A 22,229-nucleotide genomic window follows, 5' to 3' on the forward strand; every position below is an offset into this window, starting at 1 on the left:
TGGTCAGTGCCGGATTTGCCAATAGACAGACAGCGACGGACGATGCCTCGTCGGCTGCCCGAAACGGCAGCTGTAAAAAGGCCCCGGCGCTGGGTCGGTCGCCGGGGCCTTGGCCATGTACGAGATACCATCATGTCCGTTCATGAGCGTGACGCAATATACTCAACAAACAGTAAAGGGGACAGAGAAGGCCTTCCTAGACTAAGGGCCAGCCTATTACGAGGGTATCAAAGAAGCTTTGGGCAATGAGCGCCGCATAGCTAAGTGCCCGACGCAGAGCCCAGGCTTTCCACGGCAAGCAGGACCATCGCGGTTTCAACAGCATGCTGGCCGCAGGCAATTTATTGCGTGTCCATGTTTCGCTAGTTTCTAAGATGCGGCGAACCATCGGGGGACGCCGTGATACCTCTTGAACTCAAGATCACTGCCACGCGCAGCCTTCTTTCCGTTACATGGGATGACGGTGCGGTTTCGCTCATCCCCGCGTCCATGCTGCGGGCGCGCAGCCGGGCGGCACAGCAGGTGCGGGCTGACATCGAGGGCAACGAACATTCGTTCGAGACCGTCACCGTGACGAGCGCAGAGGCGATCGGTTCATATGCCGTACGTCTGATTTTCTCCGATGGGCACGACCGGGGCATCTATCCCTGGAGCTATTTGCGCGAAATCGCGGATTCTGATGCTTGAGGAACGAGAATGGATAATTTTGTCGAAGGGTTATCGGAAGTCACCTGCGACGTGCTGGTGATCGGCGGCGGCACGGCGGGACCAATGGCGGCGCTCAAGGCGAAGCAGAAAAATCCCGCTCTGAAAGTCGTCCTGCTCGAAAAGGCCAATGTGAAGCGTTCCGGAGCTATCTGCATGGGCATGGACGGGCTGAACAACGCCGTCGTCCCAGGCTATGCGACGCCCGAGCAATACACCAAGGAGATCACCATCGCCAACGACGGCGTTGTCGATCAGGCGCCGGTCTTCAAATATGCCTCGCGCTGCTATGACGTCATCCAGGAACTTGACGGTTTCGGCATCCGTTTCCAGAAGAACGCCAATGGCGATTTCGATCTGAAGAAGGTCCACCATCTCGGAACCTATGTGCTGCCAATGCCGAATGGCGACACCGTCAAGAAGGCGCTCTATCGGCAGATCAGGCGCGAAAGGATATTGGTCTCCAACCGCTTCATGGCAACGCGCCTGTTGACCGCCAACGACGGCAGGATCGCGGGCGCCACTGCTGTGAACACGCGCACGGCTGAATTCCTGGTGCTGCGTGCCAAGACCGTGATCCTGTGCATGGGCGCGGCGGGCCGGCTCGGATTGCCGCATTCCGGCTATCTCTTCGGAACCTATGAGAATCCGACCAATTCCGGGGACGGTTATGCCATGGCCTACCATGCGGGTGCCGCGCTCGCGAATCTCGAATGCTATCAGATCAATCCGCTGATCAAGGACTATAACGGCCCGGCTTGCGCTTACGTTGCCGGTCCGTTCGGAGCCTATACAGCCAACAGTCAAGGCAATCGCTTCATCGAAAGCGACTACTGGTCGGGACAGATGATGCAGGAGTTCTACAACGAACTACAGTCTGGCAAGGGGCCAGTGTTCCTGAAGCTCAACCACCTTCATGCCGACACGGTCGGCGAGATCGAAGAGATCCTGCACAAGGTCGAGCGCCCGTCACGCGGCAGGTTCCACCAGGCGCGGGGCACCGACTACCGCGAAAATATGATCGAAATGCACATTTCCGAAATCGGCTTCTGTGCGGGTCACAGCGCGTCGGGCGTTTTCGTCGATGAATTCGCCCGGACCACGGTGCCGGGGCTCTACGCCGCGGGCGACATGGCGAGCGTGCCGCACAACTATATGCTCGGCGCCTTCACGAATGGCGGGATTGCGGGCGAACACGCAGCCCAAGTCGCACTCGAAAGTGATCTGCCGCACTTCGACAGCGATCTGGTCAGGCTGGAGCGAGAACGCGTGCTTGCGCCGACACGACGCGAGGACGGCATCCCGCCCAACCAGCTGGAATACAAGGCCCGGCGGCTGGTCAACGACTATCTACAGCCGCCCAAGGTGACGGCCAGGATGCGGATCGGCCAGGCGCGGCTCGCGGAGCTCAGGGATGATCTCGAATCCGCCCTAATCACACGCGACGCGCATGAGCTGATGCGTTCGCTCGAAGTGTCGTCCATTCTCGACTGCGCCGACATGGCGGCCCATGCCTCGCTCTTCCGCACGGAGAGCCGCTGGGGGCTCTATCACAACCGCGTCGATTATCCGGAGAAGGACGACGCCAACTGGTTCTGCCATACACTTCTGCGCAAGGTCGACTGCCGAATGGTTTCTGAGAAGCGGGCCATTCAACCCTACATCGTTCCGATCGAGAACGAGGAGCGGACGGCCTATGACCGGCTGCGCGTTTCCAATCACGCCTGACGAGGAAAAACATGCCGCTTGCGCTTTCACCCACCACCGTTCCCGTCGTCGTGGACGAGGCAAAATGCATCGCCGACAAGGGTTGCACGGTCTGCGTCGAGGTCTGCCCGCTGGATGTCCTGCGCATCAGCGATCTCACTGGCAAAGCCTATATGAAATTCGACGAGTGCTGGTACTGTATGCCGTGCGAGAAGGATTGCCCGACCGGCGCTGTAACCGTCAACATCCCCTATCTGTTGCGCTGACATGACGGCATTCGATCCCTTCGAAGATTTTGGCGACATCGACGAAATTGGCGAGCGTCTGAACGATGCAGACGCGGCCGTGCGACGGCTTGCCGTGATCGACCTTGCCGAGACGGCGAGCGCGGATGTGCTGCCGCATCTCCTGACCGCAGTTGCCGACCCCGACGCGACAGTGCGTTTGCAGCTGGCGATTGCACTGTCCGAGTTCGACGCCGTTGAGGCGGCTGCTGGCCTTGCCCGTCTGGCGGCGGATCAGGATTTGACGGTGGCCCAGGCGGCAGCCGATAGCCTTGCTGAACTGAAGGATCCAGCGGCGGCTGAACCCATTCTGCCGCTCGTCGTTCATGGACGCGCCTTCGTCCGGGCTGCGGGTTTTCGCGGGCTGAAAGCGTTGCGTTCGCGTGGGGCACTCGGCCCCGCTCTGGCAGCAATGCGGGATGAAGATGCCAATGTGCGCGCGCAGGCGCTCGGCGTCGTTGCCTATCTCAAGCTGGAAGAGACCTTGCCTTCCCTGATCGCCACGACGCGCGATGCCGATGTCACCGTTCGGTCCGTTGCGGTCAACGCCTTGTCGTTCACGAGCCAGCCCGCCGCAGCGGCTGCCGTGACGGCTGCTCTCGACGATGAGAACTGGCAGGTGCGGGCCGCGGCGGCCGAATCGCTCGGCCGCATCGGTCAGACCTCAGCCGTTGACGGGCTGACGGACGGCCTTTCCGATGAATACTGGCAGGTTCGGCAAAAATGCCTGAATGCGCTCGGCAAGCTCAAGGCACAATCAGCGATATGGCAGATTTCCGAGCTGTTGACGAGCGACATGGCCTCACTGCGCAAAGAGTCTGCGGCGGCGCTCGGTGAAATCGCCGATCCATCGTCGCGGGATGCTCTCATGGCGCATATCGGCGACGCCGATCCCGACGTGCGCAAGACCGTTCGCTGGGCGCTAACGCGGCTCGGTTAGTTAGGGGAAGCCGAAGCGCGGCCTCACCCCGCCGCGCGCTTCGAAACCATTTCCATCAGCGTGTGAGGGCGTTCGATACGGATATGGCGCGGCGTCACCGTCACCAGCCCTTCCTTTTGGAAGCGCTTCATCATCATCGTCACCCATTGGCGTGTGGAGCCGACCATGGCCGCAATCTGGTCATGCGTCACCTTGGCATTGATGACGATTGCCCGTCCGTCGCGCACGCCATGAAGGTTGCCGAGATTCATCAGGAACTGCGCCAGTCGTTCGATCACCGAACGCGTGCCGAGCATCTGAGCCATCGCCGAATAGCATCTGCCCTTCGCTGCAAGCCCCTGCAGAAGACAGAGCGCGAAATTCGGGAGCTCGACGACGAGCTTTTTCAACGCATTGGCCGGGATGAACAGCATCCGGCATTCAAAATGCTTCTCCGGACCAGATATGGATTCCACCGCCGGTCATTTCGGGACCGCCAATGAAATGCCCCGCTGTCCAGTAGGCGAGAGTGATTTCGCGTCCTGACGGTGCCGTGTAGAAGACGTGAACCTTGCCGCTTTCGATGATGAAAATGCCACCGTGTCTGTCGCCCTGGATGAAGATCGCCTGACCGGTTGCAAAAGCGAGACGTCGGCCATGCGCCCTGAGTTTCGCCCACTCTTCTAATGTCAGGGCATCGAGAAAATGCGCGCCGTCGTCGAGCCCTTCCACGCTTTCGCTGAGAAAAAGTGCCCGATCGCCAGGAAGAACGACCCGCTCGGGCAATTCGAGCGCCGGCTCATGTTGCTTACGCTTGGCTTCGAGATCGGTTGAAAGCATTTCGAGGCTCATCTCCGGCTCCTCCTCGTGGTGAAAACGTGAAAGTATATGAATCCTATAGACGAAGAAGGAATATGATTGCGCCTTTCACGCTTGGCTTAGATGATTTTTGTCCCCCAAGTTCGACGGCGCCAGCATAACCCATTGTTTTAGACCAGGTATTTAGCACGTGCGGACTGCGGGAGACCGAGATCGGCTCGGAAGCCGCGCAACTAATTGCTTATGGCTTCAGCCCGGCGGTCACATAAATTCGCGGGACAGCGGTTTGGCAAGCGCCTCCGAGTCAGCAAATAACGCCGAATGCCGGCGATCAGATCACGAGGTAGGACCATGAATGTTCGCATACGTTTGGCTGCCACTGCCCTTATGGCGGCCGGATTCGCTTCTACCGCGAATGCCGAAACCATCCGCGTCGCCATCGGAACGCAGGACACCACCATCAATACCGCCACGGGCGGATTGCTGATCCGTGAGTTGAAGCTGCTCGACAAATACCTGCCGCACGACGGCAATTATAAGGACGTCACCTATGATATTCAGTGGAAGAACTTTACGAGTGGCGCGCCGATCACCAATGAGCAGATCGCCGGCAAGCTTGACTTCGGGGTGATGGCGGATTTCCCCGGCTCTTTCAACGGTCTCGCCCATATCAAGGCCGGAAGAAGGAGCTTGTTCATCACAGTGCTGTCCGGCAGCGTGAACGGCAGCGGCAACGGCGTTGTGGTGCCGACCGCTTCGCCCATCCAGTCCCTCTCGGAGCTCAAAGGCAAGACCATCTCCGTTCCATTCGCATCGACCTCGCACGGCATGCTGCTGCGGGCCGTCAAGGCTCAGGGCTGGGATGCCGAAAGCGACGTGAAGATCGTCACCCAGGCGCCTGAAGTCGCCGGCGCGGCCCTCCAGGCAAACCAGATCGAGGCGCACGCCGATTTTGTCCCATTTGCCGAACTCTTCCCCTGGCGCGGCTTCGCCCGCAAGATCTATGACGGATTCCAGGCAAAGACGCCCACTTTCCACGGTGCCCTGGTCGAGGCCAACTATGCTGAAAAATATCCCGAGATCGTTGTTGCCTATCTTCGAGCTTTAATCGAGGCCGATCAGTTGATCGCTAGGGAGCCGGAGAAGTACAGTGAGCTGATCGCCAAGGTGACGGGCGTCGAAGCCGAGGTCGAATACCTGTTCCATGGACCGCTCGGGCTTCAGACCCGTGATCTCACATGGAAACCGGAATACCGCCAGGCTGTCGACACTGCGATAGACACCCTGAGGCTCCTGAAAAAGACCGACCAGTCGCTCGACGTGAACAGCTTTGTCGATGACCGGTTCATAAAGGCGGCATTCAAGGCGTCTGGGCTCGACTATGATGCCGCGCTCAAGAACTATGCCCAGCTGCCTTTGAATGCCAACGATGCCGCCACCGGTGAAGTGATCAGCGACCCCAAACGCGTTGCTGAGATCTGGGTCCAGGGTGAGCCGCTCGTCCGACACTATGCGTCGCCGCAGAACGCATTCAAGGCGCTTAAGGCCGTTGAAAGTGAGGGGAAGCCGGTCCGGGTGTTTTATGCGCAGGACCGTGACAGCGGCATCAAGCTGCTCGGCAATCAGGCCTGGTTCGTGCGTGCCGACGGCGGCGAAGTCAGCGCCTTCCTGCTGAAGGAAAACGCCGAGAAATGGGCCAAGGATCATGGTGGCAAGGTGCTGGATTTCGCTGCCGCCAAGGCCTCGATCATGGCCAGCAACTGAGCCTGGCCATGACCCCTGTCCACCTTGGGCGCTGGTTGCGCCGGGCCGGATCCCTCGCCATCTGCCTCATTCTTTGGCAGATGGCATCGAGCCTCAAGCTGAATCTCGGCATTATCACGTTCGAGAATGTGCCATTGCCCTTGGATGTCGTGTCGGCGGCGTTGGATTTCCTGCGCTCGCCCAAGTTCTTTGCCCATATTTCGAGCAGCCTGGAAAGGGTTCTGGCTGGCTATGGCATCGCCGCCGTGATCGGTATCGGGCTTGGCCTCGTCATCGGTCGCTCACGGTGGCTCGCGGATATCCTACAAGCCCCGCTTGAGCTCCTGCGGCCGATCCCGGCCGTCGCCTGGATTCCGCTTGCGGTTCTGATGTTTTCGTCCTCGGAACTGTCGATGATTTTCATCACCTTTACGGGCGCATTGTTTCCGATCTTGCTCAACACCGTCCATGGCGTGGAAAACGTCGATCCAAGGCTGATCGCCTCCGCGCGCAGCCTGGGGAGCACCCGGACCGCGATGCTGTTGGAAGTCATTATTCCAGGCGCGGCGCCGAACATCGTCACGGGCCTGGTCATCGGCATGGGCACGTCGTGGTTTTGTCTCGTCACCGCCGAGATGATCTCCGGCCAGTTCGGTATCGGTTACTATACCTGGGAATCCTACACACTGCAAAACTATCCTGAAATCATCGTCGGCATGATCCTGATCGGGCTGTTCGGCATGGGAAGCAGCGCCCTCTTGCGAGCGGCAGGGGCGGTGCTTCTTCCATGGCACACGAAGGACGGCAAATGATGAACACCCATCAGTGCAGCTTTCGCGCGGCAACGGGCCGTATCGAGGCCAATCATGTTTCGATCCGGCTCGGTCACGGCAGCAGTGCGTTCGAAGCCGTCACTGATGCGAGCTTCGAAGTCTCTCCCGGCGAATTCGTCTGTCTTCTAGGGCCATCCGGCTGCGGGAAGTCCACCCTGCTCGGCGCCTTGGCGGGACATATCAAGCCAGCTGCCGGCGTCCTTTCGGTCGACGGACACCCCGTAAAAGACCCCCATCCGGAACGCGGTATCGTTTTCCAGCACCACACGCTGTTTCCATGGAAGAATGCGCGTGACAACGTCGCTTTCGGCCTCAAGATGCGCGGCGTCAAGCGCGGGCAGCGGCGTCTCGAGGCGGAGAAAATGCTCGATCTCGTCGGCCTGAACGGCTTTGCTGGTCGCTATCCGGGTCAGCTGTCCGGCGGCATGCAGCAACGCGTCGAGCTCGCCCGCGTTCTCGTCAACCAGCCACGGTTGCTGCTGATGGACGAGCCCTTCGGGGCGCTCGATGCCCTGACACGGTTGCGAATGCAGGAATTGCTGCTCGACATCTGGGAGCAATTCCGCAAGACGATTCTATTTGTCACCCACGACATCGACGAAGCCCTGCTGCTTGCCGACCGGATTATCGTCATGCAGGCGCAGCCCGGCCGGATCTACGAGGAAATCACCGTACCTTTCGAGAGACCGCGCATGACTGAGATCATCGCCTCGGGCGAGTTCATGCGCCTGAAACAGCATTGCCTGCAACTTCTTCACAGCGACAGGCGAGGGGATACTTTGCCCCGGCTTTCTCCCTTGGGATTATGAGTGAGTGTCGAGGGAGTCTCGACAGCCCCACCCGCGCTGGAAGACCTCAACGGTTCATGAACTCGGGAATCTATAGCCTACGGCTTGGGACGGTTCAAACCAGGGCGGCTGCTGGCCAGGACTGCGACACCCCCATTAATGAGGCTGAGATGCCGCTTCGAAGTCACGACGACGGGCGACAGGCGGTGCGCCAGGCGCTCGTCTTTGAAATCGGCCTCGAAGCTGTCGACCGGCAGGCCGGCCTTCGACCAGAGCTCGAAGACTGCCTGGCGATTGGCCTCGTCGGAGCCGAAGTGCGCGCCCTTGACGAAGGCGCGCACGACCTTGGCAGATGGGGTGGTTGCCGTCCTCCCCTAACGGCATCGCAATGTGCCAAAGTGATGTGGCGCAAGCCACAGAACACAGAGAGGACGGCGGATGAAGGATATGTTGATCGGAGTGGATCTGGCAAAGAATGTTTTCCAGCTACACGGGGCGCCGATGACAGGCGATGTGAAGTATCGCAAGAAACTGTCTCGCGGGCAGTTCTTCAGGTTCATGTCAGAGCAGCCATCGGCCCTTGTTGTTATGGAAGCCTGCGGCAGCGCCCATTACTGGGCGCGCGAGTTGGTGAAGCTGGGCCATGCAGTCAAGCTGATCGCGCCGCAATATGTGCGCCCGTTCGTGAAGCGGCAGAAGAACGACGCGACCGATGCCGAGGCAATCGTCATTGCGGCCCGTCAGCCTGAAATGCGCTTTGTCGAGCCTAAGACCGCTGATCAGCAAGCGCGGGCGGTTCTGTTTCGGGCGCGCGAGCGTATTGTTCATCAGCGAACGGAATTGGTGAACGCTCTGCGCGCCGTTCTCTACGAATATGGGCAGGTCATTCCGCAGGGGATTGGTCACATCGAGCGCATTGAGGCGATTGTCGAGAATGCTGAGATCGGCCTGCCCGAGCTTGTGCAGGAGGAATGCCGCGACCTTCTGGCTCAGATCGGCGAGAAGACGGCCCGGATCGAAGAAAAGGCCAAGAAGCTCGCGGAACTGTCCCGGCAGAGTGAAACCGCGCGCCGGCTTCAGACCATGCCAGGTGTGGGGCCGCTGATCGCACTGGCCGTCGAAGCTTTCGCGCCAGCGATGCAGAGCTTCCGATGCGGTCGGGAATTTGCCGCTTGGCTCGGCCTCGTTCCACGACAGTTCTCTTCTGGCGGGAAAGAAAGGCTCGGCCGGGTGTCGAAGGCTGGTCAGGCCGACATCCGCAGGCTCCTGATTCTCGGGGCAATGGCCCGCGTGAGTTGGGCGGGTCGCAAACCGCCAGCGCAAGGATCGTGGCTTTCGCGGATGCTCGCGAAGAAGCCGCGCATGCTGGTGGCGATCGCACTGGCGAACAAGATGGCTCGGAAAATATGGGCCATGCTGACGAAGCAGGAAGATTATCGAGACCCGGCTCTGGCTGTGGCGGCGTGACAAGAAACCACGCGGATAACCAGGACTGGCAAGCAGGTGTGAGAAGTCGATGACCTGAATGGGCGCATGATCAAACAATCTGGACCGGGAAAACCAGAAGTTAACTGAGGGCATAGAGCTCGTTTGGCAGATTTGGACCCGATCCGCAGATCACCATACCGGCCAGCGGCTTCTGAAAGTGCCGCAACTAAGGCCTGACAGAAGACCGCACTCGATCACACGTCAAAAAGGGTCAGACACTACTTGCGCCCCGGAGCGATGCCCCGCCAAGGTTCATAAACTGGTCATTCACGCGATACTTTTGATGCGAAGAACGCTGGACCAGATATCTCGCAGCTTGTGTTCGAGTTCCGTTTTTGGTTCTTCGAACAGAGTCAGCAGCTGAGGCCGAATGGTCGTCGGGTCCGGCAAAGCGGCAAAGTCTACTTTCCCGTTTCTGGTAACTGGAATTGCATCGATATGAATGATTCGCTCTGGGACCATGTATGCAGGAAGCGTTTGGGCAACAAAGCTTCGGAGTCCACTTTCCAAGACGTCGGGAGGGGCTACTATCCGTCTTGGCCTGAACCCTCCGTCGTCCTTGGCTATTTCTCTTGCTGTGAGCTTCACGCCTTCATTGACGGGTGCTACGGCGACGGCGCCACTTATCGAAGGATGGGTGCAGAGCCGGGCTCAATCTCTCCAAGCTCGATTCGGTGCCCCCGGATTCTGACCTGACGGTCTCGCCTGCCACGACATTCCAGCAAGCCGTCAGCTCTGAAGCGTCCGAGATCGCCTGTCTTGTATAGGCGCCGATGGGATGGATGGTTGGAGAACGGGTTTGCAAAAAAAGCATCTTTGGTACGCGAGCTATCATTGATATAGCCAGCAGCGACACCGACTCCGCTGACACAGATCTCGCCGACTTCACCCGTCGTGCACAGCCGCCATCCATCGCCGACATAGACCTCGGCCGGCCGATCGGCACATAGGCTTCAGATGCACTAGGCGGGACAGAAATCACATGGTGGGTAACCCCATCCGCACATTCTGTCGGGCCATAGTGATTGAGAATCGGGACTTGGGGGTACAGTGCCAGCCAGGCGCGCGCCAAGGCAGGCGTCAGCGGCTCGCCGACCGTGGAGATCATGCGCAAGGCGATGAGAAGCCGCTCATCGGCCGCGAGTGTCTGCAGATATTCTGGCAAGTACGGATGGGACGGATTGGACAATTGTGACGCCTTGTCCCTGCAGCGCCTTAAGAAGAGCTATCGGAGACTTAAGCGTGGCATCGTCTGTAATCGCGACGCCGCTTCCAACGCATAGCCCTGCCAAGAGCTGCCACAGCGAGATGTCAAAGCAATGCGATGCAGTTTGAGCGATGCAGTCCTTCTCGGTCAACTCGAGCGCATCGATCTTGGCTATCAAATGGTTGTTTAGTCCGGCATACTCGACCATCGCCCCCTTAGGCCACCCTGTCGACCCGGACGTAAACAAGATGTAAGCGGGACCGCACTCAGCCGAAGAGGGCATCGCAGGAGAGGCAAGGTCCCTAATTAACGCGGTCTGCACCGTCATGAATTCACGATTGCCATGGCTGTTTTCTTGAAGCAGACCTAAAGCTTCCGGTCGCTCTTGCCCGATAATCAGAGTGCATCCACTCTGCTCGACCATGAATGAAATGCATGAGGCCGGTAAAAATGGATCAAGCGGCAAATACGTTGCGCCGCCTTTCAGAATTGCGATTACCGTGGCAGCCCAATTGGGGTCACGTTGCCCACAATAGCCCACGATCGTTCCCACCGCGCAGCGCTCTCGTGGAGTGCTCGCGATTCTAGCCGACATGATCGCAGCTCACCATATGTGAGTTCCGTCGTGCCATGCGTAATCGCGGTTCTGTCTGGAAACGATGCCCCGATTTCATCGATAGCCGCGATCACATCGGTGAGCCGACGTCCGACCAGCTTGTGCTTCTCACGTGAATCTTCGTTAAACACCATCAGATGGGGCATGGCCGCTACACATGGTCCGCACAAAGTTGCCCAAAATTCACGATGCCAGGCTGGAAGATCGTGGGGGCTCGCCAGGCAGCAAGATCTCCACTTTAATCGAAGGAACCGGGGCCTCCATCTGCCAGACCATGTTGCTCTTCAAAGCTCTTGCTAAAGGTTGCGCGACTCTATGCGCGAGCTTGTTTCCCTCTTCGAGACGGGGCAGCCCTCACCCAATGTTGCCGGATCTCAATCAGCAAAGGCCGTGCCAGCGCGCTCAGCACGCGGGAAGCGCATGATTACGCGTTGAAAAACCCAAGGTGCCCAAGGTGGCAGGTTGTAATGAACCTGACATGTTTTCTGATGCTGTCAGGTTTTGGACACGCATCACGCGCTTCGCGCCGGCCAGAAAAGCGTGGCCAGCTCGACGTCGTTCGGCGGTATGCGCGAACAGGGTCGAAGAACCGCGGCGCGGCGACGGCAGAAACCTATGTCCCGCTCTATTACGCACCGGCGGGGACGTCCTCACTTTGTGTGGTGATCGAGGACATGGACGGCAGCATCCTGTCTCAGTCTGGGGGTGCGCTCCATACCTGTCCGGCTTCAGATTGGAATAGCCGTCCGGCATCACCGGAATACGCAGAGATGGCCGAGATGCGGGTCGCGAAAGCCTGGCCTGATGACCAGCATGACGGCCGGCGAAACGGTGACCACCGCCAGTCAGCGCCAGAGCCGCCCCTTTCTTTGAGGATTACCGTGGAAGGATGGTAACGTAGAGCGGCGCCGGGAAAATCGGCGCATAGGCTTCGGCCCGCGGAATGGTGTGAAGGCATAGACGCGGTGCACGCCCGACGCGATGCCGGCAAGGCGCGGGCCTGCACCGCCTTTTAACAACGGCATGGTTGTTGCGTGAACAGCTTGCATAGGCGGTCAGAGCGAGCAGGGGTCCGTTCAGCACTTTTTACCAATTCTGGGGAGAGGAAAATGAAGATACTGGCCCTGGGGGCGCATCCGGACGACATCGAGATATTCATGTTCGGTACGATGGCCGCGTATGCCGCGGCCGGCGCAGAGCTGATTTTTGCTATAGCTACGGACGGCGCGAGAGGCGGCAAGGGCGACCCGGCAGCACTTGCCAGCGCACGTCGCGAGGAAGCGACCGCGGCGGCGGTTCTGCTCGGTGTAGCGCCGCGCTTCCTCGATTTTCCCGACGGCGCGCTCGTCGCCGACGCCGCCTTGATCGTGGCGCTGAAGGCGCTGATCGGCGAGGTGAAGCCGGATGTCGCCATCACCCATGCGCCGAACGACTATCACGGCGACCACCGCGCGCTGTCGGATGGCGCGCGCATCGCGGCCTCGTTCGCCGTGCCGGTGCTGCATGCCGACACGCTCGGTGGCACGGGTTTTTGGCCGACGCATTATGTCGACATTACCGGCTATGCCAGCCTAAAAACGCAAGCCATCCGGGCACACCGCTCGCAGGCCCCCGAACGCTTCGTAGAGGCGGCGCGGACAATGAACAGTTTCCGGGCCGGCCAGTGCAACGGTGCTGTGGGCGCGCTCGCCGAGGCATTCCGCTTCGAGCCGGTCTTCCCCTTCGCCGATATCCGCTCCCTGCTGCCGCCCGCGCCACCGATCCGGCCGGTTACCGTCAGCGCCAGGACGGATCAAATAGGCTGGGCGCCGACGACGTGTCTGCCGACCTGAGCGCTGAAATTGTTCCCCAGCGGAGTCGAGATCGTATTCTCGGATGCGGTGGCCCGGTATGTTCTCGAACGGCGGAATTTCTCCCCAGAAGCTGATTCGCGCGCCGTTCAACCACGTTCGGTATGTTATTGTCCGAAGTCCGACGATGTCGGATAGGCAACGTAGGCAAAGCCAAAATTACCAGTTGTTTTCAATAGTTTTCTTCCTTGGCATGGGGCATGCATTGCGATCCGCAAATGCACTCACGACTGAGGAGAATGGTCCATGATCGTGCTCACCGAAAATAGCCCCCGCGGTCTCCCGGTTGCGGAACATCCAAAGGCGACGCTCGAGCCTTGGAACCACGATGGCGTCGCGTAGCCCAAAGCTGGTGCTTGAGGTGACAAAAGTGAACACATCCAAACCTCTCCTAGGAAACGTGGGCATAGACAAATACGTGGCCCCTCCTCTCGCCCTGCCCTCTAACCCTGTCCTGCTCGGCGGCGAGAACCGCTCCGGCACTACTCTGCTCAGTGTCCTGCTCGACTCGCACCCCGATTTGGTCGTCGGCCCGGAGATCGATTTTACCGAACCCATTAACCTCGGCCCGCACATCCTCGCAGTGTGCGACCTGATGGACCTCTGCGACTCGCGGGTCGCCGTTACGACGAAGGACGCCTTTGATCCTGAGTGGTACGACGGCGGGCACTTCGTTGTGCAGTGCGAGCGTTTTGGTCTGGACCGCGACAATGTACGGAGCCTGGTGACAAGCCAGATGGCCGAAAGCGGTACCGATCTGTCCGCCTTGGATGACCGCTGCCTGCTCATCAACTCCATCGGCGAATTTCGGCGTGAACAGACGGGAGCTCGACGATGGGGCCTGAAGCTTCAGCGGAGGATCCAGGACATCGGCACGTACGCCGCGATCTGGCCACAAGCACATTTCATCCACATCATCCGCGACGGCCGCGACCTGACGGCCTCCCACTTCAAGACCGTCCCTGACTGGGGCTACCGGACTGTCGCGGAGGCCGCGCGCGGCTGGCTGGAGGTCGTCACCCGACCCCGCCGGGCTGCGCCTGGCAGCCGCTATCTGGAAGTGCGGTATGAGGACCTTGTCGATCGCCCCCGCGACACTGTCGAGCGGATGCTGGAGCACCTCGGCCTGTCATGGGACGAGGCGGTCCTCCACCACGCGGAGCACGAACACGCGTTGTTCGACAACCCTTGGGGCCATCCAGCAGCGGAGGCCGCGGGTAAGCCGCTGTATACCGGGCGTAAAGGGCGGTACCTGCAGGACCTCACGCCTGGGGAGATCGAGGAATTCGAGCGGATCGCCGGGAAGGAACTGCAACAACTCGGCTACGACTTGTCGATGCCGAATCCGGGGAGCGCGGGATGACGCCGTCGGCGCACGAAGCGCTCCGATGACGCCTGCCCCGCAGCTTTCACCTTCTTCTTCTCGCGGGCCAGGCGGCGCTCCTCGTCGCACCCGTCGTTTCCGCTCCTCGCAGATAAGGCGCGCGATCATGAAGTTCACTGACATACGATCGTTCGGTCTGTCTCCGGGCGGTCTCATCGTCTGGCGGGCTTACGCTACGCGCATGTCCAGCACCGCCTGGGCAGCCGACGTACGGCGGGCTTCTCACGTGCAGGAAGCACACATCACATCCGTGCTCGAAGCGGCCGGTGATGGTCCCCTGCCGCCGTCCTGGCTGGGCTGCGCCTTCGATCTACCCGCCGAACTCGATGAGGACGCCTTCGCCACTGCGCTGCGCGGCTGGACAGACCGCCACGAAACCCTGCGCAGCCAACTCACTCTCGCTCCTCGTTCGACACCGGGCGGCCGTTTGCAACGCATGACGCTACCGGCCGGAGCCGTGAGCATCCGCCCCAGTGCGGCGGGGGACTTCACCGACGGCCGGAAGCTGGCGCGGTATCTGGAGGAACTGTTCGATAGCGAAGCCGGCCCCCTCGGCTGGCCCGGATATATCTGTGCCACCATAAGCCGCGCAGAAGCGACAACTGTCTGTTTCGCCGCCGATCACACCCTGACGGATTATTACTCCTTTCTTCTAACCGCCTATGAAATCCACATTCTGTACACCGCAGCACTCGCCGCCGCCAACGGCAAACCCGCCCCACCTCCCCTTCCCACCACCGCCAGTTACCTCGATTTCGCGGAGGCCGAACGGACGGCCGCCGACGCGCTGACTGCGGACCACAAATCCATCGTTCACTGGCGGCAGTTCCTAATTGAAACCGGCGGCCGCCTGCCGGAGTTTCCTGTACCGGTAAGCGACGTGAGCGGCAGCCCCGCCGCCCAGCCAGGTGGATACACCGAGCTTCTCGATGCACCCACCACGCTCGTCTTCGATAGAGTCTGCCGCGCGGCCGGGGGCCACTCCTTCTCCGGACTGCTCGCCTGTTTGGCCAAGGTCGGCCACGAAATCACGGGCTCGGGCGAATTCCGTACCATGGCGCCCTTCCACACCCGGACGGGTCCGTCGAAGTTTTCCATCGGCTGGTACGTAGGTATGGGGCCCATCACCTTTCCCTTAAGCGCGACCGACTCCTTCGCTGAGGCGGTGCGCTCCGCGGTCTCAGGCATCGAGGGAGTGAAGGACCTGGCCCAGATACCCATACCCCGAGTGGAGAAGCTCCTCGGCCGACGCCTCCGCGACCCCTTCATGGTTTCGTACAGTGACCTTCGTCGCACCCGCGGCGCCCGCCAATGGAACACTTGGCGGATTGTAACCCTCCGCGGCCGCAGCACCGACCCGGACGACGTGTACTTCTGGATCGTGCGTACCCACGACGGTCTCTTCGTCAACTACCGTCACCCTGCCACCGGCCCGGCAATCGTGGCGGTTCCCCACTACGTAGCCCGTTTAAAGCACCTACTGGCCTCCATCGCGGGCACCGCCTGCTGGTCCGCTACCTTACACCCACAGGAGACTGTTGCCCGTGACGGACATTAGACACATTTCAGCGGGCTCCTGTAACTTCACAAACTTCGATGCGGTTATCGTCGGCTCCGGACCATCTGGATCGATAGTCGCCCGAACACTTGCGGAAAAGGGCTGCCATGTGGCCGTCCTGGAATATGGAGGCGTGGTTTCCCCTGGCGCCATGCTCGGTCCCCACCAAGCGGCCTACAGCAAGGCACTCACCTCCAACCGCTCTGCCGATGGTAACCCTTGGACAGCGTGCTGCGTTGGCGGCGGGATGCCCTTCTACAACGCGATTACCTTCAGATACCGACAAACAGATTTGTCAGCCTCTCGCTATCTAACGACTGACATGGAGATTGATTGGCCCATCACCCTCCAGGATCTTGAACCCTACTATTCGGAGATCGAGGATCTCCTGGAGATCAGTGGCGCAAGCGGGTTTCCATCTTATCCAGCCAGCCCGCGCGGGTTAATGTTAACTAACGCAATGCAGGAACTGAGTATAACATCAAAGAGCATCCCCCTGGCAATCAGGCCGCCAGGGACCAACCTGGGATGCATAAACTGTTCGGCTTGCGATGAACTGGTGTGCCCTACCGATGCGAGAGCATCGGCGCTCGCAAGAAATATTTTGGATGACTCCGCGCTGCCAGGAACGATCTCGGTTCTATTCGGCTGTTTCGTCAACCGGATCGAAATGGGGATTCACGGTCGGGCTGAAGCCCTAGAGTGCTATGTGCCGCTCTCATCGGAACTGATCCGTATCCCAGTTGAAAGGGTCATCGTCTGCGCAAACGCGGTACAATCAGCGGCATTGATGCTTCGGTCGAAGAGTGGGCATGCACCGAAGGGAATAGGAAACAAATCTGGCCTCGTTGGGCGGGGCCTTTCATTCAAGATCAACGGCTACTCCGTCGGCTACATGGAACCGGTCGATCGCGGCTCCGGTGCATTTGCTCCGCACTGGGGACCTCATGCGACGGTTTATACCGATGAGTTCTACGAGCATAACGACGCGCCATGCAGATTTGGCGGCCTCATTTATGAAGCGAATTTCCCCTCGCCGGATGAGAACGTCGGCCTTGTCCGTCTGCACTACATGGCCGGAGAAGAGCCATGGTCGCACAATCGAGTCGTGCTTGACGAGGCCGTTGACCAATACGGTATCCCTTACATCCGTTTCGACTACCGAAGCTCCAAAAATGATCGCGATCGCATGAATTTTCTCGCCGACCGCGCTGATGACATTCTGCGCCACCTTGGCGCGTCCCGCATCCAGCGAGAGCCACCCTTCCATGGAAAAGGCAGCTCCCACCTGCACGGCACGACGCGCGCTGGATGCGACCCGAGGACCTCGGTCGTAGCCAGCTGCGGCAGGGTCCATGGGTTCACTAACATCCATGTCATGGATGGCTCCGTCATGAATTTCGCAGGGAACAGCAATCCGACACACACGATAATGGCCAACGCCAGGCGAATGGCTATGTCACTCGAGTAAAAGGGCAATTTAGATGCTCGATCCTGGAGCTACCGGACATTTGGCTGAATGGGAGCGTGACACCCGGTCATCCATCATATTCCGCTCCGCCACTGGCGCGACGGCGGAAGACATCAACGGCAAGATCTATCTGGATATGACGTCCTGCAGCGGGGCTTCGCCCTTGGGCAGCAACGACCCAGTGTTCAAGGCTAGGCTTGCGCAGGCGATGGAGCAAGAAACCGATATTCTGCCGTCGCCGGTGAGTGTGCAACGCCAGAGACTCGCCGGGAAGATCTCGGAAATGTTCCCAAACAATCCCAGAGTGTTCTTTCTGAGGACCGGATCTTGTGCAACGCAAGCTGCGGTTCGGATCGCCCGGCACCGAACAGGCCGGCCGCTCATCCTGACGGCTGGCTTCCACGGATGGCACGACATCTTTCAACAGCACCCCTGGTCGGACAATCCGCCGGCCAAGGATCAAAACATCCAGGATTTCCAATATGACCTCGATATCCTGGATCAGCAGCTGGTCGGGAACGAGGGGAGAGTCGCGGCCGTTTTCGTCACGCCTGAGCCTTCAGTCTTTCCTCCGGAATTGCTCCTGGAAATCTCCAGGATGACAAACCAGCATGGAGTATTGCTGATCGTTGATGAGGTTCTTTGCGGATTTCGCTACGCCAAGGGTGGCTACTGCCGAAAACACAGTGTGAAAGCCGACCTCATCACATTGGCCAAGGGGATCGCACAGGGCATTGGCCTTTCCGCGGTCGTCGGCACGGCCGATGCCATGGTGGGAGCCGATGGGGTCTTTCTGGGCAATACGTATCTGCGCGAGAACCGGGCCTTTGTGGCCGGCAACCTGACACAGGAAATCCTTGAAGAAGTAGAAATTGTGGCTCGCCTCGCCGAGAGCGGCTTGGCGCTCAAGAGGCAGTTCCAGACCTCCTTCGAACGTCGCGAAATACCTGCGCGCGTGCTCGGAAGCGATACCATGTTCAGAATCGTTCTGCCCTCGCAAAAGCATGGAAGGGCCTTCGCTCAGAGGTGTCTGCAGCACGGTATCTACACGGGCTACCCGGGGACATACATGAGCAATGCGTCCATGGACGGTGCATTTTTCGCAGCTTTGCAGCCGGCACTGCAGCGAGCACTCGCAGACTACCGCAAGGACGAGGACATGACTGCACAGGTCACTGACGCATCCATGGTCGAATACTGCGCCGAGGCGTTCCACACCACAGAGAGAGCATGTCTCTCCAACAAGCGTCATTGGGCCTGATACTGGGAGTAGATCAAACGAAAACCGCATCCCTCAATGTTCAGCTCGAAGATTATGATCACGTAGCCTTCGATCTGGACGGAACCCTTGTAGATTCGAAGGCTGTGGTCGAAAGCGCACTCCGTCGATGGGCACGGGAGGAACGGATCTCTCCGGATTATGCAATGCGGATGTCGGCCGCCCGCAGGGACGTCGACCTGGTGGCGACGATTACGCCCGGTCTCTCGCCAGAACGCGAAGCAGCTCGCATAGCAAATTATGAGATTCAAGAGATGCGACTGTTGCTGCCGATCCAAGGCGCCGTAGAGTTCTATAGCTCGATCCCTGCCGAACGCAGATCTATTGTCACCTCTTCAGCAAGAGTTTCGGCCCTCGCCCGCCTCGAGGCGGCTGGACTCTCCTACCCGAGGATCATGATTGCGGCCGAGGACGTCAGTCAGGGAAAGCCGCATCCGCTACCCTACCAAATGCTAATGCGGATACTGCGCATCACTCCCAAAAAATGCTTGGTTTTTGAGGATTCCGGCACCGGAATTGAAGCGGCGATCGCTGCAGGTTGCGACTGCGTAGGTGTCGGCCTCAATGCCAGGGGTCACCCTGACACCAGGGGCTGGGTAGAGAACTTTTGCGAGGCCTCCATCCTTTCTAACCGGCCGCGCTGAACCTGCTTCTCAGATTTTAACGAGGTCCACGGAATGAAAGTATCAACGATATTCCACACACCACTATTTGATGAGGTGCTGGTGGAAGGCTCGGTACTCGAGCTTTACGAAGCAGAGCGAAACGACTATGGTGAACTTCTCGATGAACTATTTCGTTCGTCCAGCGCAATTCGTGACAAGATTGGCCCCCGTTGCATTTGGCACATAAATTCCACCGCGTTCGGCGGCGGGGTGGCCGAAATGCTTCCACACCACATATGCCTCCTTCGGGAACTTGGTTTTGATGCGCGTTGGCTCATCTTTAAACCGAAGGAAGAGCAATTCTTTCAGTTCACCAAAGGACTTCACAATTCTCTTCACGACGCCACCGTGGCAGGCTTGAACGATCTTCTGCCACATTATCTTGAGGTATCGAAGCAAGGCGCCGCGCAGCTGGAAAGGATCATCAGACCTGATGGCTTTCTGGTCGTTCATGACCCGCAGCCACTTGGTGCGGCCGCGAAGTTCCTGGAATCTAACCCGCACCCGGCTATCTGGCGATGCCACATCGGCTATCCAAAGCGCACCCCGACAGTCGACGAAATCTGGGGGTTTTTGGGGGAATACATCCGCCAATTCCAGCGCATTGTCCTGAGCGTGAAGGAATATGCCTTTGATACCGGTCTCCCCATAGATATCATCCAGCCATCGATCAGCCCATTTTCGAGCAAGAATCGTAACTATAAAGGGCCCGCAGACCAGACGCTGGAGAATTCGGTTTCCTTCAGTAGCCAAGAATTCGACCCCACTCCGTCCCTCCAGGACATTCTCGGCTCGCGGTATTTCTTGCATGTGTCCAGGTGGGATGCACTGAAAGGTATTGACCGGATCATCGCCGCTTTCGATCGTTTTGTGAAAATGACGCTCGACCAGCCGTACGATATATGCCTGGTGGTCGCGGGACCGGATTCTTTGGATGTTGCCGACGATCCAGAAGGACGCGAGTATTTCGAGAAATGCGTCGTATTATGCTCTCAATTGCCCAAGGAAGTGCGGCGGCGTGTCCATCTGGCCTGTATCTCGATGAAGAACCACGATGCAAATGCCGAAATTGTTGGCCGGCTGCAACAGAACGCCTATGGAGTATTTGCGCTCTCTCGCGAAGAGGGCTTCGGCCTGACAGCAACAGAAGCTCTGTTTCGAGGCAAACCCATCGTAGTGTCGTCTGCCTTTGGTCTGAAAAGGCAGGTCGTAAATGGACTGAATGGGGTTGTCCTCGACGAGCCGGACATCGAGGATAAAGCTGCAAAAATGATGCATCACCTTGCGGTCAGTCATAGTGATTTCGAGGAGATGGCCAGAACCGCGCGCGAAAACTGCCTTCGCTCGAGTACGCAAATCTCGCAAATTCCAAAGTGGTACGAATCGATTCAATCGGCTCTATCCAGTTTTCATCTGAGCCAGGCAGCGGACGTCTCCGCGCCGAGGTCGCAACAGGGAGGCATAGGCTCCAGCTCCACCTCGCAACCGAAATACGAAAGAAGCACTGCGTAGGCCAGAGTGCTGATGATTGTCGTCCAGGTGGATTGGTGAGGACGCGGAAAAAAACCCTAGGAACGTCCGACTCCGGTGATCTGTCAGGTGTATTGCGAAACGTTACTAACAGGCCAGTTCGTTGCCATCGAGTGTCATGAATTAGGAGAGCGCTTGACATAGATGAGCTTGTTGAGCCGCTTTCTTTTCTTCTCTATGCGATGAGTTCGGCGGAGGCCGTCTTGCGTGATTGAGGGGTCGTCCCTCTGTCTTGGCAAGGTCGGTGCGGTCGCGGCGCGGGAAGTGTCGCGCTTCGCCCGCAACAGCCCTGACTGGCAGCAGCTCATCGAGATGTGCCGCGTCGTCGATACCGTGCTGGTCGCAGGAGACGGTCTATGCGCCGCGCAGGGTAATGACCGGCTGCTGCTGGGATTGACGGGCAGCCTCAACGAGTACGAACTTGATCTTCTGGGTCAGCGTTCCCTGTCGGCACGCTACGAGAAGGGGAGCATGAGGAACTGTGGGGCGGTCGGTGATGGAGGCTCTCTGAACGGGCCGGAACCGCGCCACAGAAAGTGCCCGTTTGGTAGGTCGCAACGTGACTGCCCCACAGTTCCTCATGCTCCCCATGTCTGCGGGGCCTCGCACCGCACCAGCCGACGCGCCCGTAACCGGTAGCCCACGCCAAGCCGAGGCGGGAGCCCTCGGTTCCATGGTCGGGTGTGACGAAAAGGAGTTTGCGCGGACTGAGCGTATCATCTCGGCCTATTCGACCGTGATTCGCCGCATGGGCGGGGTGGGGGCGGTACACATCGCCAAGCTCCTTAACAATTTCGTGACCCAGGGAACCGTCGCACTACTCGCCGAAGCCTACGGAAGGGCCCGCGAGTTCGGGGTGGAGTGGCGAGACCTCTACGCAGTGATGGAGGCCGGAGCGGCCCGGTCCGGGACGCTGGAGAAAATGCTCAAGCCTGCCCTGGACGGCGACTTCGACGGAAGCAACTTTTCCATGCGGAACGCGATGAAGGATCTTGGCTATTTCTGCAATCTCGCAGCCGATTCGAAAGCTGGCGCCAGCGAACTGGCGAAGCACATCCAGGCGGTCTTTGCGGGGGCGGTCGCAGCTGGCTTCGGCGAACGGAACGTCAGCGTCCTACTGGATCCAGTGGTCCAGGCCGACCTCTCCGTTGTGCCTTTAACAAGTTCGGCCGCGGCTGAAGGAGAGTGACAGGTGCGCTTAGGTACGTTGCCAGACGCGTGTCTAATGACCTGATCGGCCGCGGATCTCGCGCCGCTCACGCCCACACGCTCCCAGCGCGCAAGCCCGACGGCCATTCTGTGGAGATGTCATCGAACGCGCTGGCGTCCTTTGCCATCATTCACTGGCTGCGCAGCGCCTATCCCGCACCCACCGGAGGATTT

23 protein-coding genes are annotated in these 22,229 nt (G+C 59.3%); 17 read left to right on the top strand and 6 right to left on the bottom strand.

The window, feature by feature from the left end:
* The first annotated feature begins 399 nt into the window (after positions 1-399).
* Genes ACZ89F_RS24165 through ACZ89F_RS24180 form a run of 4 tightly spaced genes read left to right on the top strand, consistent with a single transcriptional unit; the run spans position 400 to position 3,636 of the window.
* The gene (locus ACZ89F_RS24165) at positions 400-687 is read left to right on the top strand and encodes a gamma-butyrobetaine hydroxylase-like domain-containing protein (RefSeq protein WP_476094529.1); all 288 of its coding nucleotides are present in this window, start codon (positions 400-402) and stop codon (positions 685-687) included.
* Between the two features lie 9 nt (positions 688-696).
* Positions 697-2,433, top strand: coding sequence for a fumarate reductase/succinate dehydrogenase flavoprotein subunit (locus ACZ89F_RS24170; protein WP_476094530.1), 1,737 nt, complete (start codon positions 697-699; stop codon positions 2,431-2,433).
* An 11-nt stretch (positions 2,434-2,444) separates the two neighbouring features.
* Complete coding sequence (locus tag ACZ89F_RS24175; protein ID WP_135909587.1) at positions 2,445-2,678, top strand: 4Fe-4S dicluster domain-containing protein; 234 nt, start codon at positions 2,445-2,447, stop codon at positions 2,676-2,678.
* Between the two features lies 1 nt (position 2,679).
* Positions 2,680-3,636, top strand: a complete 957-nt coding sequence (locus ACZ89F_RS24180; RefSeq protein ID WP_476094531.1) for a HEAT repeat domain-containing protein — start codon at positions 2,680-2,682, stop codon at positions 3,634-3,636.
* Between the two features lie 23 nt (positions 3,637-3,659).
* Here ACZ89F_RS24180 and ACZ89F_RS24185 read toward each other — a convergent pair whose 3' ends face one another.
* Complete coding sequence (locus ACZ89F_RS24185) at positions 3,660-4,049, bottom strand: Crp/Fnr family transcriptional regulator (RefSeq protein WP_476094532.1); 390 nt, start codon at positions 4,047-4,049, stop codon at positions 3,660-3,662.
* A 7-nt stretch (positions 4,050-4,056) separates the two neighbouring features.
* Positions 4,057-4,467: a Crp/Fnr family transcriptional regulator gene (locus ACZ89F_RS24190; protein WP_476094533.1), complete on the bottom strand. Its 411-nt coding sequence runs from the start codon at positions 4,465-4,467 to the stop codon at positions 4,057-4,059.
* A 318-nt stretch (positions 4,468-4,785) separates the two neighbouring features.
* Here ACZ89F_RS24190 and ACZ89F_RS24195 point away from each other — a divergent pair, with 318 nt between their 5' ends.
* The 3 genes from ACZ89F_RS24195 to ACZ89F_RS24205 are packed head-to-tail and all read left to right on the top strand — an operon-like array spanning position 4,786 to position 7,819.
* On the top strand, positions 4,786-6,198 hold the full coding sequence (locus tag ACZ89F_RS24195; RefSeq protein ID WP_476097354.1) for an ABC transporter substrate-binding protein: 1,413 nt from the start codon (positions 4,786-4,788) through the stop codon (positions 6,196-6,198).
* Positions 6,199-6,206: 8 nt separating this feature from the next.
* Positions 6,207-6,989: an ABC transporter permease gene (locus ACZ89F_RS24200; protein WP_476094534.1), complete on the top strand. Its 783-nt coding sequence runs from the start codon at positions 6,207-6,209 to the stop codon at positions 6,987-6,989.
* Complete coding sequence (locus ACZ89F_RS24205; protein ID WP_476097355.1) at positions 6,989-7,819, top strand: ABC transporter ATP-binding protein; 831 nt, start codon at positions 6,989-6,991, stop codon at positions 7,817-7,819. Before ACZ89F_RS24200 ends, ACZ89F_RS24205 begins: the two co-directional genes overlap by 1 nt.
* Before the next feature lie 77 nt (positions 7,820-7,896).
* Here ACZ89F_RS24205 and ACZ89F_RS24210 read toward each other — a convergent pair whose 3' ends face one another.
* Positions 7,897-8,139 (bottom strand): hypothetical protein, encoded by a 243-nt coding sequence (locus ACZ89F_RS24210; protein WP_476094535.1) that lies wholly within the window; start codon positions 8,137-8,139, stop codon positions 7,897-7,899.
* 97 nt (positions 8,140-8,236) lie between these two features.
* Between ACZ89F_RS24210 and ACZ89F_RS24215 the strand changes: the two genes are divergently transcribed.
* On the top strand, positions 8,237-9,265 hold the full coding sequence (locus tag ACZ89F_RS24215; RefSeq protein ID WP_476094536.1) for an IS110 family RNA-guided transposase: 1,029 nt from the start codon (positions 8,237-8,239) through the stop codon (positions 9,263-9,265).
* Between the two features lie 288 nt (positions 9,266-9,553).
* On the opposite strand, the gene ACZ89F_RS24220 is transcribed toward ACZ89F_RS24215, so the two are convergent.
* Genes ACZ89F_RS24220 through ACZ89F_RS24230 form a run of 3 tightly spaced genes read right to left on the bottom strand, consistent with a single transcriptional unit; the run spans position 9,554 to position 11,046 of the window.
* Complete coding sequence (locus ACZ89F_RS24220) at positions 9,554-9,874, bottom strand: AMP-binding enzyme (protein WP_476094537.1); 321 nt, start codon at positions 9,872-9,874, stop codon at positions 9,554-9,556.
* Between the two features lie 4 nt (positions 9,875-9,878).
* On the bottom strand, positions 9,879-10,394 hold the full coding sequence (locus ACZ89F_RS24225; protein ID WP_476097356.1) for a hypothetical protein: 516 nt from the start codon (positions 10,392-10,394) through the stop codon (positions 9,879-9,881).
* A gap of 22 nt (positions 10,395-10,416) precedes the next feature.
* Positions 10,417-11,046: an AMP-binding protein gene (locus tag ACZ89F_RS24230; RefSeq protein ID WP_476094538.1), complete on the bottom strand. Its 630-nt coding sequence runs from the start codon at positions 11,044-11,046 to the stop codon at positions 10,417-10,419.
* 1,172 nt (positions 11,047-12,218) lie between these two features.
* Between ACZ89F_RS24230 and ACZ89F_RS24235 the strand changes: the two genes are divergently transcribed.
* The 9 genes from ACZ89F_RS24235 to ACZ89F_RS24275 all read left to right on the top strand — a co-directional run bounded on the left by ACZ89F_RS24235 (position 12,219) and on the right by ACZ89F_RS24275 (position 22,035).
* Complete coding sequence (locus ACZ89F_RS24235) at positions 12,219-12,941, top strand: PIG-L deacetylase family protein (protein WP_476094539.1); 723 nt, start codon at positions 12,219-12,221, stop codon at positions 12,939-12,941.
* Between the two features lie 346 nt (positions 12,942-13,287).
* Positions 13,288-14,322, top strand: coding sequence for a sulfotransferase (locus ACZ89F_RS24240; RefSeq protein WP_476094540.1), 1,035 nt, complete (start codon positions 13,288-13,290; stop codon positions 14,320-14,322).
* Positions 14,323-14,449: 127 nt separating this feature from the next.
* A complete protein-coding gene (locus tag ACZ89F_RS24245; protein ID WP_476094541.1) occupies positions 14,450-15,901 on the top strand; it encodes a condensation domain-containing protein in 1,452 nt (483 codons plus the stop codon).
* Positions 15,888-17,372, top strand: coding sequence for a GMC oxidoreductase (locus tag ACZ89F_RS24250; RefSeq protein ID WP_476094542.1), 1,485 nt, complete (start codon positions 15,888-15,890; stop codon positions 17,370-17,372). Before ACZ89F_RS24245 ends, ACZ89F_RS24250 begins: the two co-directional genes overlap by 14 nt.
* 13 nt (positions 17,373-17,385) lie before the next feature.
* The gene (locus tag ACZ89F_RS24255; RefSeq protein WP_476094543.1) at positions 17,386-18,633 is read left to right on the top strand and encodes an aminotransferase class III-fold pyridoxal phosphate-dependent enzyme; all 1,248 of its coding nucleotides are present in this window, start codon (positions 17,386-17,388) and stop codon (positions 18,631-18,633) included.
* Complete coding sequence (locus ACZ89F_RS24260; RefSeq protein WP_476094544.1) at positions 18,603-19,295, top strand: HAD-IA family hydrolase; 693 nt, start codon at positions 18,603-18,605, stop codon at positions 19,293-19,295. The genes ACZ89F_RS24255 and ACZ89F_RS24260 overlap by 31 nt, the downstream gene beginning before the upstream one ends.
* Before the next feature lie 33 nt (positions 19,296-19,328).
* On the top strand, positions 19,329-20,828 hold the full coding sequence (locus ACZ89F_RS24265; protein ID WP_476094545.1) for a glycosyltransferase: 1,500 nt from the start codon (positions 19,329-19,331) through the stop codon (positions 20,826-20,828).
* 225 nt (positions 20,829-21,053) lie between these two features.
* Positions 21,054-21,485, top strand: coding sequence for a recombinase family protein (locus tag ACZ89F_RS24270; protein ID WP_476094546.1), 432 nt, complete (start codon positions 21,054-21,056; stop codon positions 21,483-21,485).
* Positions 21,436-22,035, top strand: coding sequence for an NAD-binding protein (locus ACZ89F_RS24275; protein WP_476097357.1), 600 nt, complete (start codon positions 21,436-21,438; stop codon positions 22,033-22,035). The genes ACZ89F_RS24270 and ACZ89F_RS24275 overlap by 50 nt, the downstream gene beginning before the upstream one ends.
* Positions 22,036-22,229: the final 194 nt, after the last annotated feature.

The organism is Mesorhizobium sp. USDA 3734 (assembly GCF_056279665.1).

Coding starts and splice junctions, on each gene's coding strand:
- ACZ89F_RS24225 (WP_476097356.1), bottom strand. CDS start 10,394: ATGATCTCCACGGTCGGCGAGCCGCTGACGCCTGCCTTGGCGCGCGCC.
- ACZ89F_RS24190 (WP_476094533.1), bottom strand. CDS start 4,467: ATGAGCCTCGAAATGCTTTCAACCGATCTCGAAGCCAAGCGTAAGCAA.
- ACZ89F_RS24255 (WP_476094543.1), top strand. CDS start 17,386: ATGCTCGATCCTGGAGCTACCGGACATTTGGCTGAATGGGAGCGTGAC.
- ACZ89F_RS24205 (WP_476097355.1), top strand. CDS start 6,989: ATGAACACCCATCAGTGCAGCTTTCGCGCGGCAACGGGCCGTATCGAG.
- ACZ89F_RS24180 (WP_476094531.1), top strand. CDS start 2,680: ATGACGGCATTCGATCCCTTCGAAGATTTTGGCGACATCGACGAAATT.
- ACZ89F_RS24235 (WP_476094539.1), top strand. CDS start 12,219: ATGAAGATACTGGCCCTGGGGGCGCATCCGGACGACATCGAGATATTC.
- ACZ89F_RS24240 (WP_476094540.1), top strand. CDS start 13,288: ATGGCGTCGCGTAGCCCAAAGCTGGTGCTTGAGGTGACAAAAGTGAAC.
- ACZ89F_RS24170 (WP_476094530.1), top strand. CDS start 697: ATGGATAATTTTGTCGAAGGGTTATCGGAAGTCACCTGCGACGTGCTG.
- ACZ89F_RS24195 (WP_476097354.1), top strand. CDS start 4,786: ATGAATGTTCGCATACGTTTGGCTGCCACTGCCCTTATGGCGGCCGGA.
- ACZ89F_RS24265 (WP_476094545.1), top strand. CDS start 19,329: ATGAAAGTATCAACGATATTCCACACACCACTATTTGATGAGGTGCTG.
- ACZ89F_RS24200 (WP_476094534.1), top strand. CDS start 6,207: ATGACCCCTGTCCACCTTGGGCGCTGGTTGCGCCGGGCCGGATCCCTC.
- ACZ89F_RS24260 (WP_476094544.1), top strand. CDS start 18,603: ATGTCTCTCCAACAAGCGTCATTGGGCCTGATACTGGGAGTAGATCAA.
- ACZ89F_RS24185 (WP_476094532.1), bottom strand. CDS start 4,049: ATGCTGTTCATCCCGGCCAATGCGTTGAAAAAGCTCGTCGTCGAGCTC.
- ACZ89F_RS24215 (WP_476094536.1), top strand. CDS start 8,237: ATGAAGGATATGTTGATCGGAGTGGATCTGGCAAAGAATGTTTTCCAG.
- ACZ89F_RS24245 (WP_476094541.1), top strand. CDS start 14,450: ATGAAGTTCACTGACATACGATCGTTCGGTCTGTCTCCGGGCGGTCTC.
- ACZ89F_RS24175 (WP_135909587.1), top strand. CDS start 2,445: ATGCCGCTTGCGCTTTCACCCACCACCGTTCCCGTCGTCGTGGACGAG.
- ACZ89F_RS24275 (WP_476097357.1), top strand. CDS start 21,436: ATGTCTGCGGGGCCTCGCACCGCACCAGCCGACGCGCCCGTAACCGGT.